At 65.6% G+C, this 13,385-nt stretch carries 10 protein-coding genes; 9 read left to right on the top strand and 1 reads right to left on the bottom strand.

Annotation, left to right across the window (positions count from 1 at the left end; translation table 11 throughout):
• Positions 1-51: 51 nt before the first annotated feature.
• On the bottom strand, positions 52-360 hold the full coding sequence (locus AB8998_RS30630; RefSeq protein WP_029371741.1) for a type VII secretion target: 309 nt from the start codon (positions 358-360) through the stop codon (positions 52-54).
• 257 nt (positions 361-617) lie between these two features.
• Here AB8998_RS30630 and AB8998_RS30625 point away from each other — a divergent pair, with 257 nt between their 5' ends.
• The 9 genes from AB8998_RS30625 (at position 618) to AB8998_RS30585 (ending at position 13,348) form a co-directional block, all read left to right on the top strand.
• The gene (locus AB8998_RS30625; protein WP_369742051.1) at positions 618-1,805 is read left to right on the top strand and encodes a hypothetical protein; all 1,188 of its coding nucleotides are present in this window, start codon (positions 618-620) and stop codon (positions 1,803-1,805) included.
• 635 nt (positions 1,806-2,440) lie between these two features.
• Positions 2,441-3,406 carry a conjugal transfer protein gene (locus AB8998_RS30620; RefSeq protein WP_369742050.1) on the top strand — a complete coding sequence of 322 codons (966 nt, stop codon included), beginning with the start codon at positions 2,441-2,443 and terminating at the stop codon, positions 3,404-3,406.
• Positions 3,407-3,468: 62 nt separating this feature from the next.
• A complete protein-coding gene (locus tag AB8998_RS30615) occupies positions 3,469-3,720 on the top strand; it encodes a hypothetical protein (RefSeq protein ID WP_005113689.1) in 252 nt (83 codons plus the stop codon).
• Between the two features lie 26 nt (positions 3,721-3,746).
• Complete coding sequence (locus AB8998_RS30610; protein WP_369633250.1) at positions 3,747-4,199, top strand: hypothetical protein; 453 nt, start codon at positions 3,747-3,749, stop codon at positions 4,197-4,199.
• Positions 4,200-4,673: 474 nt separating this feature from the next.
• Positions 4,674-6,755 carry an ATP-binding protein gene (locus tag AB8998_RS30605; RefSeq protein ID WP_369742049.1) on the top strand — a complete coding sequence of 694 codons (2,082 nt, stop codon included), beginning with the start codon at positions 4,674-4,676 and terminating at the stop codon, positions 6,753-6,755.
• Positions 6,752-8,884: a hypothetical protein gene (locus AB8998_RS30600; protein ID WP_369742048.1), complete on the top strand. Its 2,133-nt coding sequence runs from the start codon at positions 6,752-6,754 to the stop codon at positions 8,882-8,884. The genes AB8998_RS30605 and AB8998_RS30600 overlap by 4 nt, the downstream gene beginning before the upstream one ends.
• Positions 8,885-8,887: 3 nt before the next feature.
• On the top strand, positions 8,888-10,120 hold the full coding sequence (locus tag AB8998_RS30595; protein ID WP_369742047.1) for a hypothetical protein: 1,233 nt from the start codon (positions 8,888-8,890) through the stop codon (positions 10,118-10,120).
• Positions 10,117-11,535: a C40 family peptidase gene (locus AB8998_RS30590; protein ID WP_369742046.1), complete on the top strand. Its 1,419-nt coding sequence runs from the start codon at positions 10,117-10,119 to the stop codon at positions 11,533-11,535. The genes AB8998_RS30595 and AB8998_RS30590 overlap by 4 nt, the downstream gene beginning before the upstream one ends.
• Before the next feature lie 115 nt (positions 11,536-11,650).
• Positions 11,651-13,348, top strand: a complete 1,698-nt coding sequence (locus tag AB8998_RS30585) for a transposase (RefSeq protein WP_369736417.1) — start codon at positions 11,651-11,653, stop codon at positions 13,346-13,348.
• The last annotated feature ends 37 nt before the right edge of the window (positions 13,349-13,385 follow it).

Genomic DNA, 13,385 nt, shown 5'->3' with positions numbered 1-13,385 from the left:
GCTCGGCAGCGGCCAACCACCGATCGGAGCGCCACGCAGGAATCGCCTACGTCACACCGAAGTGCTGCCGGCTACATCCTCTGCCCCGGCCTGGTCGGCACCGACGTACCGCCCATGCGCGTCGCGCAGATCCTGGGCGTGCGACGAGTAGCGGCCCGCGAGCGCCGTTCCTGACTGGTAAAACGCTGTCTGGAATTCAGCAACGGCGGCGGTGAACTCGGCGCCGACGGGACCGTAGCCGGTCGTCATCTGTTCGAGCAGATCAGGATCGGGCTGGCAGCCTGCCTCGACTTCGCCAGCGACTCGATCGTTGGCGGTAGCGAACTGAAGGATCTCGTCCTCGTTTACCCGTAGTGCCATGTCAAAAGGGTATAGCGGCAGTGGAAGGACGAGCAAGACCACCACTTGATCCACCGCGTACCAGCTGGACCGGGCGGACGACCAACCGCCAGCGGACTACCGCCTGGTAACCACCGCTACTACCGAGCTACCAGTGCAGGTCAGGGACGTAAATGAGCCATCGCGCAGCCGTGTGAGCGAACCCACTGCCAGGCGCTTACCGCGGCTCCTACCTCAAGGCTCTGGAGAACAATAAAAGCTGCTGCCAGCATTGATTCATGACCGACTTGCTGGACAAGCTCCTGGCCGACCCGGAGCTGCTTGAATGGCCGCGATTCACCACGCCGGCGGCGGACGACCCAGGTGGGGCGCCCGCTGATGATATGGCGCCCGCAGGAATGGCGTCGCACATGACGCGCGCCGCATCCGACGACCGCGAGTTGGCCGTCGAGAAATTGCGGTCATACATCGACGAGGCCATCCCGAACGATCCGACATCCGGCGACGCAGAGTTCGGCCGACTCGGATTCGATGCACCGCCGGCCGGCGACGATGCCGTCGATGCCGCCCAACGCACCACAGACGACCAATATGCGGCAGAGACGACCGCAGATTCGAAATACGCGACCAATTCAGGAACTGCCGAAAACAACGAAGACCAAGATCCGGCAGACAACAACGAGACGCCTTTGGCGTTCGACGATATTGCGGCCAAAAACAATGCTTTTTCCTCCGGCGTCGGCGCTGTCGGACAATGGCTCAAAGACCAGAACTGGAAGAGCCCCCGCACACTGGGTATAACAGCGGCCTCGGTTATCGCGGCGGCGGTCCTCGGGCAGTGGATACTGCAAGGCGCCGGCGACCAAACCCCGACAGCCCAACTGACCGCACCAGCGACCAGCCATACGGCAGCCCCGGCAGCGCCGGCAGTCCCGGCGGACGGTCCTGTCCAGGTGTTGACCGCAACAGCGCGTTGCCCAGCGCCGAGCTCGGACCCGATGAACGCTCTGCGCGTGGAAAGCACCCAGCCATGGATCTGCGTGCGTGCGTGGCAGATCGACGGTCAGATCCTGGAGGTGACCTTCGACAAGGCCTACGTGATTTCAGCGGTCTCGATCATGCCGGGCGCCGACAGCGAAGAGGGCGGCGAGGACCAGTGGGCCAAGTTCCGCACAGTCCAGCTGCTCAACTGGTCATTCAACGACGTCGGGAGGACCAACTGTGACCAGGACACCCGCAACGAGCGCAAGACAGCAACGTTGGAGATCAACGCGGCGAACTGCTACCACCAGGGGCCATGGCAGCCGGTAGTAGCTAGCTCTGTGACGATCACGATTCGTCACACCGATCAGCCGTCTAACCCGAACTCCGTGGGCACACCCGCCGGCGATCCGAGTGCCAATGCGGACTACACCGCCTTCGCGGTAAGTCACCTCGAACTCATCGGGCACCCCTCGGGCGGCTAAGGCCTCCTACCGCAATCGAGATAGCCTGCTACCACGCTGATCTGGTAGCAGGCTATCTCTGTGTGGAAGCCATGTTGGTAACAACCTATCGCTGCTGGTCAGCTAGCTGCATAGCAGCGCTGGAATGCCAGCGGACGCCCAAGTTAGGCCCCTGACAACCCCACTTGCAGGCTCCGCTACCTACTCAGAAAGCTAGCAAGTTATCAGCTAATTTTCCTAGCGAACCTCTCGGCGCTCCTTCGCCTGGCGGCTCGTCGCGCCGAGCTTAGCAGGGGTTGTCAACCACAGCAACATCGTGTAAGGGCCGACGAACTTGTCGCTTTCTCACTAACGTGTCACTCCAGGGCCGTTGCGGTGGGAAAAACCCAGGCAGACACCGATTCCGTCGAAGCCCCCGGCTCACATGCCGCACGGCCCAGCCGCGTGCCAGAGGGACGACCCTTGCCGGCGCGCTGCTCGATGCGGAGCCGATCCTCGACGAGTTTGGGGATGGGTGCCCCGGAACGGCTGGTCAGGACAGCGCCGAACCCCGCCGCAGGCCCGAACGCCACTGCGGCCGGGTTCGAAACCAGCGTTCCCGCACCTCAGGGGCGGTCCTCTGGAAAACGGGTATTCGCCTCTGCATCGTTTGACCTGTGAGTTTCCGCCCCAGCACCGGCGACCGGGTCCGCCACTGGACCCAACAACACCGCCCTAGTCGACGCACCGTGTCTCGCGCCGGCGTCATCGCCTGCCTTGCCCTCGGCGCCCTCGGCGGCTTCAACGCGATCGCCACAAGCTGCGCCCCCGACCACACGGTCACCGTTGGCCAACTCGACACGACGCTCAACCGCGGGACGTCGGTCAGCGGCTTCGCCGACGCCTACGTCAACGTCTACCTGACCACGACATCGGCGAGCGCCCTGACCGCCTTCACCGGTGCCCACATCACCCCGACTGCGGTGCCGGTAAGCGTGATCAAGACCGCCCCCTGGTCGGTGACGCGTCAGCCCAGCGGATTCGCCAACGTCGACTACTGGTCGGTGGTCATCGGCGCATTCGTCAAGCCCCTCTCCAAGGCACCCGAACTGCGCTTCTATCAAGTCCCCGTCGCCGTCGTTCAGGGAAACCCCCGCATCACCACCGCGCCAGCCATCGTCAACGGCCCCGACATCGGATATGACATCGACCTGGACTACCCGTCCCAGGTCTCGCAAGATTCCGACGCCTATAAAACCGTTGCCGACTTTTTGGACACCTGGCTGAAAGGAACGGCCAGTCATCCTGCAAGCGGCGATATCAGCCGCTACAGCATTTCTCCGCAGATCCGCCCATTCGACAACGCTCCATTCACCAAGATCGGTATCGACTCGATCAACGCGCAGGCCGACATCCCAGCCGACGCGCAAAACGGATTCACCACGAAAATTCTGGTTACCGCGGAAGGGTCGATAAATGACAAGTCAAATCAAACACTGACCTATCCATTGGTCATTGTGCGCCAGAGCGACAAATGGTTTATCTCCGATATCGACCCGGCGCCTCAGATTGCAGGCCGCATCGCCAAGCCAACTGAAACGACGCAGCCACCATCCGGCGCGTCCACCAATGCCCCCGGATGACGAGAAACAACTCGCCCCGGAAAAGAAACCACAATTCCGCGAACAGAAAAGGAGGGTAGAAAATGAACTACCTCAACCAGGTGCTCCTGAACACCATCACTCAGGGCAAGACCACCATCATCCTGGTCATCACACTGGTGGCCCTGGGTCTCATCGCCCTGCTCTACGCCAAGAGCATGGGCTCGATCACCAAAGTGATCGTGGTGGTCGCCAGCGCCATCGGCGCCGTGATCATCGTCGTCATCCTTCCGGACCTGCTGCGCGGTTCGGCCAGCGACACCGGCGGACTCACCGGTATCACCAGCCGCTACTGACACCCGACACAGGCACAGAGGACCGCATGAGCTCTGACGAGTCATCCCGCGGCAGCGCCGACGTTGCCGAGCGCCGGGATCCGCCCATCTTCGTCTCGATCTACACCCTGGCGCGCAAGTTCCCGAAACTGATCGGGAAATTCCCGAACGGACAGCCGATCCCGTTCGGGCCGTTTACGCGCATCCAATGCGGCGTCTTAGTCGCGGCGGCCGGACTCATTCTGCTGGTGTTCAAGCTGCTGGACCCGCCGATCCTGCCCACCCTCTTCGTCGGAGCTGCGATCACCATCCCGTCGGTCATCCTGGCTCGCCGGATCGGGTTCTCCATGGCCCGTACCAGTTCACGGCTGATCTGGCTGGTGCGACCCCGCCTGTACCGCGCCCCGTTGAGCACCGGTGGTCACCCACCGAGCAAGCACCAACGTCCCGCCACTACCGGGAAGAGCGGCCACGTCCTGGACCTGGAGTTCCTTCAATGATCGTGACCCTGCAACAGCCCACCCTGGCCGTTACCGACAACCTGCGCTGGACCCGAAGCGGAGTCGTCTATGCCGAGTGGCTACTCGGTGCGCTGCCGAACGGTCATGAGGAACGCAGTGAGAAAACCCGGATCGACAACCAGCACCGGCACCTGTTCTCCGACCTCGGTACGACGATTCTGACCAGCGTGGTGGCGCCGATCGCGATCCCGACGATCGCCGAGAAGATCACCTCCTCGGCACGTCGGGCCGCGCCGCTACGCGGCCGCCCACCGCGCCGCCCCCAGTTCCGCGGCACGAAGCGACTTCCTGACCCTGTTTCCCGACGCCGCCATCGAGGCCTCCGCGCGGCTCGCCGAGATCGAGATCCAGGATCCGCCGCCGGCGGAGCGACTGCACTGGTTGTCAGTCCCGCTGTGCGGTCCCGCCCGTGGCGGAGACCTGCCCGACGGCTATCAGCCCACCGCTAAAGATGTGAAGGCCTTCACCACGCTCGCCGCCGACACGCAGCGCAAAATCCCCGGGATCTTCCGACCCCAACGGGTCAGCGAACATCAGATGCACTGGCTGTGGGAGCGCAGCCACACCCGTGGCGTCGACTATCGCGCATACCTGCAGGCGCTCAACGGATCCGAACCCAATCCGTCGGCCCCCCGGCCTTTCCCCCACCGCGCCGCCGGGCCGCACTCGGTACGCCGGCGACGCGGCTTTCGGCTGGACGGGGAAGTGGACCCAAGGCTGTCACGCGCGGTCAAGGTGGGATTTCCCGACAGCGATATTCCCCCGAGCTACCAAACATTCCTGCTCGTGGACGACTTTCCCGCCAAGCTGGCCTGGCCGGGAGTAGCCGACCAGGTGTTCGCGCTGCTCAATCACTTCGAAGGCGCCGGCGTCGACTACACCCTGCACACCTGGGTCCGCAACCGCGCCGACGCTCTGGCGCACAATGCGAGCTCGCTCAAGCAGCTGGCTGAGCAGATGGACGAACGCGACAGCGAGGTGAGCTTCGCTCAGAACTTCCTTGTCACGCGCGGCCAGCAGCTCGCCCAGTACAACACTCACCTGGAAGGCAATCCGGCCGAGACCGAGATCCACTTTTGCCCGATCATCGCGGTGTCCGCGCCCAGCTACGAGGAACTCCGCGACCGCGTCCAAGACGTGCACCGCACGTTCAAAGACATCCCGATCAAGCTCGTCGATCCCGCCGGCGCTCAAGAAGAAGCCTGGGCCGCCTGCCAACCCGGGTATGCCCCGCAGCGGGTGACCGCCGATTACACCCATGTCACCGCTACCGACTACTTCTCCAAGTTCACGCCGATTACGGCCGCCAAGATCGGCGACGACGCCGGACCCTGCATCGGAGAGTGCCGGCTCTCCGGGTTCCACGAACCCGTGTACTTCGATCTGCTCGGCGTCACGGAGAAGAACAAGTCCGCCAGCTTCGCGTTGGTCGGCGACCTCGGATCGGGCAAGTCGGTGCTGCTGAAAGTCTTCGGCGGTCTCACCGTCGACCACGGCGGCCAGGTCTTCGCCATCGACCGCTCCCCCATGGGCGAATACGTGTCATTCGCCGAATCGGTCGCCAACGCGGTCGTCATCGATCCGACCAACCCCCAGTACACGCTGGACCTGCTGCGGGTGGTCCCCGGCGCCGACGTCGCCGAGCGCATACTGCCCGTCCTCATGCGCCTGTTCCAAATCACATCGGGCAGCCCCGAATCCACCCTGCTGTCTGACCTCATCGAGCCGAATTACCGCGCACGGCACAAGATCAAGGGCCTGCCTGAACTGGTCACCCACACCGCCAACCTGGTTCGTAACCCGAGCCTGGCCACCGGAGCCGTCGCTGATGCCGCACCTGCGGTGATCGCGAAAGTCGCCTCCCAACTGCGCTTCTGGTCGCAACGCACCTACGCCCGTGTCCTTTTCGCCAACGACCTGCCACCACTGCCGCTGGACGCCCCGTTCGTGGTGCTGCGCACCAACAGACTCTCGCTACCGGACGAGAAGAGCAGCCTGGCCGACGATCCCACCAAGCTCTTCGGCGACGTCATCTACACGCTGTTCGCCACCATCGCCCGGCAGGTGCTGTTCTCAGAGCCCGACGATCCCGATCCGCGCTTCGGCCTCTTCCTGCTCGACGAGGCCCGCCATCTGACCCGGTCGGCCATCGGGGACGGGATCATCGAGGACTTCGTCATCGATGGGCGCAAGCACGACTGCGCGATCGGTTTGGCCTCCCAGGATCCCGCGCACTTCCGACGGTTCACCCACCTCATCCCGACCCTGTTCCTGTTCCGCCAAGTCGACGAAACGCTCGCCACCGAGGAATTGCGCATGGCCAGCAAGGACGCGGCCCGCGACCGGAACTTGGTCAAGCAACTGATGACCGAAACCAGCCCCGGGACCGGCGAAGACGGCCAAACCCCTCCAGAGCGTCGCGGCGAATGCCTGATGAAGGACATCCGCGGCCGTCTCGTCGAGATCAAGGTCAAACTGCCGGCGCGCGGCGACCGCGCCGCCGCGGTGAGCACGACCCCAGGGGCGGCCGCATGAACCGCAATCCATTCCGCATCGCCGCCCGAGCCTGGCGCCGCGTTGTGCTGCTGCTGACTCCTGCGATGATGAGCATCATCAACGCGGCCCCCGCGTGGGCCGGCACCGGTGCGACCGCGGCAATCCTGTGGATCGGAGTCAGCGACAGCGCGCATGTGCCACTTGGCTCCTACGGCTTGTCGCTGAACAACGGCTCGCTCACCGACCCGGCCGCCGCACCGCCAGCACTGAGCATGCATTGGTTCTACAGCCTGTTCCTGGGCATCATCGCCACGCCGATCTGGCTGGTGAACAACGTGCTGTCCTTCAAGTGGCTCAAGGTCATCTCACAGCCGTTCGACTTCATCGGCCACCAGCTGACCGTGATGGTGCACAACCCTGTGGTGCTGACCGCAATCGGCCTGATCGCCGCGTCCATCATCGCGGTGACCTTCGCGCTCGGCAAAGTTGGGAAAGCGGCCGCGCAGATCACCACGGCCATCCTGCTGGCTTACATCTCGATCGCCCTGGCCAACAAACCGGTCAGCGAACTCCTCGGCCCGAACGGCGCGCTGACGATGGGCCGCGACATCGGCGTGGAAATCAGCAGTGAGCTGTCCGGAAAGCCCCTAGAGGGGCAACAAGCGGTAGATGCCCTGTCGCAGTCGCTCGCCGACCACTTCGCCCGCACCCCCACCCTCATCTGGAACTTCGGCCAAGACCTCGACGCACCGCCCTACAACTGCGGTCAAGCATGGTCCACGGCAATCACCAGCGGACCCGTCGACAAGGTCAAAGACGCCGTCGCCCAGAACTGCCCAGGCGGACAAGGCCTCCACGACTACGCCATGAGCGATCCCACCAGCAGGAAAATCATCGCCTTCGTCGCGATCATCTTCGCGCTGGCCGTCGCAATCGTCTTCACCTACCTGTGCGTCCAGGTCGTCATCCTCGCCCTATCGGCAGTGTTCTGGGCGATCGTCGGCATCGTCGCCCTCATCACCGGATGGATCCCCGGCGCCAGCCAAAACCTCGCACTCAAAGCCGCCCTCGATGCGGTGTTCTCCTTCGCCGGCATGACAGGGATGGTCGCCATCGTCGGTCTCACCGGGACACTTGCCGGTGCCATGTTCTCCGCGGCCGGCGGCGATCTCGTCGTCGCTATGCCCCTGGTCTCGCTGATGCTTGTCGCGATCTTCATAGCCCTGCGCAAGGTCCGCAAAGGCATCCTCAAAGCCCGCGAGCGCACCGTCCAGGCCCTGCAACGATTCAACGGATCCCAGGGTGAAATGTCTGGGGCCACAAACATTCTCGAACGTCTCGACCCGCTCACCGCAATCCCGAACGCGACCCACCGAGTCACCAGCCTCGCCCGCCACGGCGCCACCACCGCCGCCAAACTCGGCATCGCCGCCGCAGCCCCCGAGGCGGCCCCGTTCCTCGGCGCCGCGGACCAACTGCAAAACAGGGCGAGTATCAAGAACCTCAAGGGATCACGCAGAGCCAAGGCCGACACATCAGCTCAGGACACCCCTGCCACCACGGAACTTGAGACGCCTGCTTGGGACGCAGAAACCGTCGAGGTAGGCGACCGGATCCGTTACTCGGGTGGTTGGGACGTCATCGGCAAGGTCAACGAAAAGTCCGTGCGCCTGGTCAACCTGGACGACCGGCTGCCCTTCGATCAGATCGAGGAGGTCAGGACGAGCGCCGGCGCCGCGGTCCGCATCGTCAGCGGCCAGCGGTCGATCATCGACCAGGTCACCGCCACGGGCGCCCATAACAGCTATCCCCAATCGGGAACCCCGGCGCCGCCAGTCGGCGGCGGACCGGCCGCCGAGCCTATCCTGGCCGCCCCTTCTGAACGCCTCTATGGCACCGAACGCATTCCTGGCCCTACGCTGCCCCACGCCGCGAGCGTCGCCGAGCACCGTCAGCGATTCCCGCACCTGTGCGGAGCACCTACCACCCGCGGCGGCTATTGCATCAACGCTGCTGACTCCTGCCGGCACCACGCCGGCTCGGCGCCGGCGATCCACCCGGCGATCGCCGCGCTGGCTCACCAGAGCGGCGAACCGCGCACCGACGATCCCGACGCCATGCCGGAGTTCTACGCCGACATCCGAGGCGAACTGATGGGACGGCGATAGGAGATGACCACCGCCGTCAAAATGACCCTGGCAGCGGCGATTGCCGCGCTGCTGTGCATGCTCGCCCTGCCGATCGCGATCACCATGATGGCCCTGCCAGGGCAGGGAACCCAGCAGTTCTTCGCGACCTGCACCGCGGCGCTCGGCATCCGTGGGGCGATCGTGGCAAACCCCCCCAGTGACGCCCCATCTGCGCAGGAACTCCTGTTGAAGATCGAGCAGACCGCCGAAACACTGGGATTTGGCAGACAGGGGGCAACCGTGACCGTGGCGATCGCTATGCGTGCAACTGGGCTGGCTAACGCCGCAAACGCCGGCGACGCCGACACGCAGCGCTATGCACATAGCGCAGTTCTCAACGACGGCGCCGGCGCCCTTGGGCTGCCGCTGTCCTGGGGCAGCGCCGCCGAGCTCATGACCCCAGAGGTGTCCACCGCACTGGCCCTCGATCACATGGTCGACACGGAACCCCGCTGGCGCGATACGGATCCCAGCCAGCTGGCAGCACAAATCACCGGACTGACGGCCGAAGACTTCACCCAGTACGTCGCCGACGCCCAAGCCCGCCTTGGGGCACTGCCCGCGCCAGTCGAAACCTCCAGCGCCGCTGCTACTGCACTGACCTCCGCCGCCCCGACCACCACCCAGCAGACAGCCCAACCCGCACCCCCGACCACAATTGCCGCGACGTCAACGGCAACCACGGTGCTCAACCCGGACCAGGCCAGCTCGGCCATGTCCACCGCGCCCGCCGCCGCGAACTGCCTACACGCACTGACGACGCCGTTGCCGGCTGCTGCACCCGGCCACAACCCCGCCGGACCTGACATCGCTGCCGCCGCTCAGCGCAGTGTGGGCACCGACCAGACCGCCGCCACCACCACCGCCACACAAGCTGCGACCAACGAGCCCATCCCGGCGCAACCGACCACGCAGCCGGCCAACACCGCCGACTCCGCCGGTTACGTCGCCTCGATCCTGTCGAGCACCCTAGGAACCGCCATTCCCACCACCATCGCCGAACAGCTGCAGATCGGATACCGCGTGGTCGCCGACCCCGAACCGGGTGACGCCGTCTACATCGACATCAGCGCGGGCGCGGGCCCACACCTGGCCGGCATCGCGGTCGACGCCGACACCATGGTCACGGTGCTGCCCGGGCACTCAGCGCCGGAGTGGACCCGCATCGGGCCGAACCGCGTGATCCGACGCATCGAGGGAGGCCCCGCCGCATGACCCAACCCTCCGCACCCATCGCCACCGCCGAAGATCCGGCCACCAGCGAGGCCGAGAATCCCTCCACCGCGAATCCCCCACACCCCGCGCAGGCCACCGGTCAGTCCGAGGGCCCGGTGCCGGTCAAGCCACCACCGTTGCCCGGCACGTCGGCGCCAGGCACGACACCACCTCCCACCACTACCGCCGCTCCTGCCGCGCCGGGCGCCACGACACCAAACGGTCAGAGCCCCAATGGCACCGGAACCGTCCCGGCCACCACTGCAACCCCCTCGGGCGACACCAAACTGGAAGACGACAAGAAGGATTCGGAAGCCGATCACAAAGGCGACCACAACAACGCCGACAGCGACTCCGACAGCGACGCATCAGCCGACACTCCACCGGATCCAGGTCCGTCACCAGACGCCCTCGGCCAACTGGCCAGCCTCGGCCCCCAGCTGGCGAGCCCGCTCATCAACGCCGCCACCGGCATCCCCGCGGCCGCACTCCAGGGTGCCGGAAGCCTCATCCCGGCACTCGCATCAGCCGTCATGCCCCAACTTGCCGCGCTCGCAAACCAACTCGGCACTGGCGCACCCCCCGGAACCCCCTCGGGCCGCGTCAACACAAGCGGCGCCGACAGTCTCGCCGGCCCCCTAGGCTCCCTGGTCGGCGAAGGCCCCGCCGCCGACGCGGCCCGCAACAAGAACGAGGCCCTGGCCCGCCAAGTCGGCGCGATGCGCGATGTCGAACGCCAACTCGGCGAGATCCTGGGTCTGTCGTCGGCCCGCACCGAAGAAGATCGCGCGAAAATCCAAGGCGTCATCGACGACGTGGAAACTGCCCTCATGTCGGCCGGTGTCCAGGGCGACACCCCCGAGGCGCAAACCGCGGTCATGACGGCAATGCGCAAGGCGCTCGACGAGGCCGGCAACGTGGTCAGCTCCGCAGCACGCGACAAACTCACCGACGCTCAGTTCGTCCGATCTCTCATCCACAACTACCTGGCAGCAGCCGGCTCGACCGACTCGCTGCACGCGGGAGTCGCCGGTAGCGGCGCTGGCGCCAACGCCGCGCGTATCGCCCATGACGCGCTCGGCCTCCCCTACGTCTGGGGCGGCGGCGGCGCGCTAGGGCCCACCGGCGGCGGATTCGACTGCAGCGGTCTTACCCAGTGGGCCGTCGCCCGCGCATCCGGCGGCCGCGTAATCCTGCCCCGCACCACCTACGAGCAGATTCACGCCGGAACCGCGGTACCGCTCAACGCACTCGCCCCAGGTGACCTGGTCTTCTCCAACTGGTCGTCGCCGGGTGTCCCCGAACACGTCGCGATCTACATCGGCAATGGGCAAGTCATCGAAGCCCCGCAGCGAGGTGTACCGGTGCACATCAGCAACCTGCCTTCCGGCGCGCAGGCCCGCCGCGTTCTATAACTGAACAGAATGCATTGACCCTCAGGAAAGAGTGTCTAGGACGGTGCTGTTTTAGTCGCTGACTTTCGGCGTGGCTGAGCGGGTTTCGCATGGATGGGCGGCGAGGATCAGATGCGTGGCTTTGGGACGGGAAAATCGGCAGGGCCGGTTCGATGACGTGATGCTGCTTGTCGGCGATCAGCTGCCGGCGGGCAGCATCTATCGGCTGCTGGCCGACCACGGCGGTGCACTGTTCGACGACGATTATTTCGCTGATGTGTTCAAGCGTTCGGCGTTGGGTCGGCCAACGGTGCCGGCGCGGGTGATGGCCGCGGTGATGCTGCTGCAGGCCTACGAGGGGCTTTCGGATCGGGAGGCCTGCGACCGGCTGGCCTTTGACCTGCGCTGGAAAGCGGCCGCCGGGTTGACCGTGGATGCGGAGGCGTTTCATCCCACGGTGCTGGTCGGGATGCGCAACCGGCTACGCGCATCGGATCGGCCACGGCGGTTGTTCGAGGACGTCAACACCACGGCGCGGGCGGCGGGGTTGTTGCGGGGACGGCGCCGGGTGCTCGATTCCACTCCGCTGTTGGATGCGGTGGCCACCCAGGACACGGTGATCCAGCTGCGGGCCGCGATCCGCAAACTACTGGCGGTGGCCGATCGGGCCGATCCGGAGGTGGCCGGTGCGGTGCGCACCGTGCTGACCCGCGACGATGACTACGCCAGCCTGGGAAAACCACCGTGTGACTGGGACGATCCCACGGCGCGTGAAGCCTTGGTCGATGCGCTGGTGCGCGACGCCAAGGCAGCACTGGAGGCCTGCGATGGCCGCCAGCTTGACGGGGCACTCGGTGAGGCGGTCGAGTTGCTGGCGCTGGTGGCCGGCCAGGACGTCGAGGCCGGCGACGACGGGGTGTTTCGCATCGCGAGGCGGGTGGCCCGGGATCGGCTGATCTCCACCGTTGATACCGAGGCCCGCCATGGGCATAAGTCGCGGGCGCGGACCTTCGATGGCTACAAGTCCCATTTGGGTATCGATCCCGATGACGAGCTGATCACCGCGGTGGCCGTCACCGCGGCCAACGCCGCCGACCGTGAGGTCATCGACGAGCTGCTGGGCAACCCGGTCACCGACACCACGAGTGCTGCACCCGATTCCGCCGCCACCGATGCCGCCACCGATGCCGATGCCGATGCCGATGCCGATGCCGATGCCGATGCCGATGAAACGATCACCGATCACGGTGAGCATGTGCGAAACGAGTCGGAGCCCAATGTCTTTGAGGTGTATGGCGATTCGGCTTACGCTGATGGGGCCACCCTCGATGAGCAGACCCAACGTGGCCATGACATGCGCGCCAAAGTGCCCCCGGTGCGCAACGCCAACGGCTATTCCAAAGACCAGTTCGGTATCGACCTGACTGCGGGCACCGTCACCTGCCCGGCCGAGCACACTGTGGCCATCAGCACCGGGCGGCGTCAGCAGGTCGCTCGCTTCGGGGCATTGTGTGGGTCGTGTCCGCTGCGGGCGCAATGCACCAAAGCCCGCCGTGGACGGGTGATCACCATCCATGCCCATGAGGCCGCCCTACAGCTGGCCAAGGCCCGCCAACGCGACCCGGCCTGGCAGACCGATTACCGAACGTATCGGCCGGTTGTGGAACGCAAGATCAGTCACTTCACCCGGCGCCCCTGGGGTGGTCGCAAGGCTCGCTGCCGCGGACAACAACGCATCCTGACCGACATCCTCGCCCGAGCCGGCGCGATCAACCTCGCCCGATTGGCCAGCCTGGGCCTGCATTCAGCGGCCGGGGGCTGGGCCATCGCCTGATCGGGACCACCAGGCCACCAGGCCACCAGGCCACCAG

This window comes from Mycobacterium sp. HUMS_12744610 (assembly GCF_041206865.1).
Classification (GTDB): domain Bacteria; phylum Actinomycetota; class Actinomycetes; order Mycobacteriales; family Mycobacteriaceae; genus Mycobacterium; species Mycobacterium servetii.
Note: the sequence above shows the minus strand (reverse complement) of the source record. Positions and strands in the feature narration are given on the sequence as shown.

Coding starts and splice junctions, on each gene's coding strand:
- AB8998_RS30630 (WP_029371741.1), bottom strand. CDS start 360: ATGGCACTACGGGTAAACGAGGACGAGATCCTTCAGTTCGCTACCGCC.
- AB8998_RS30625 (WP_369742051.1), top strand. CDS start 618: ATGACCGACTTGCTGGACAAGCTCCTGGCCGACCCGGAGCTGCTTGAA.
- AB8998_RS30615 (WP_005113689.1), top strand. CDS start 3,469: ATGAACTACCTCAACCAGGTGCTCCTGAACACCATCACTCAGGGCAAG.
- AB8998_RS30610 (WP_369633250.1), top strand. CDS start 3,747: ATGAGCTCTGACGAGTCATCCCGCGGCAGCGCCGACGTTGCCGAGCGC.
- AB8998_RS30600 (WP_369742048.1), top strand. CDS start 6,752: ATGAACCGCAATCCATTCCGCATCGCCGCCCGAGCCTGGCGCCGCGTT.
- AB8998_RS30595 (WP_369742047.1), top strand. CDS start 8,888: ATGACCACCGCCGTCAAAATGACCCTGGCAGCGGCGATTGCCGCGCTG.
- AB8998_RS30590 (WP_369742046.1), top strand. CDS start 10,117: ATGACCCAACCCTCCGCACCCATCGCCACCGCCGAAGATCCGGCCACC.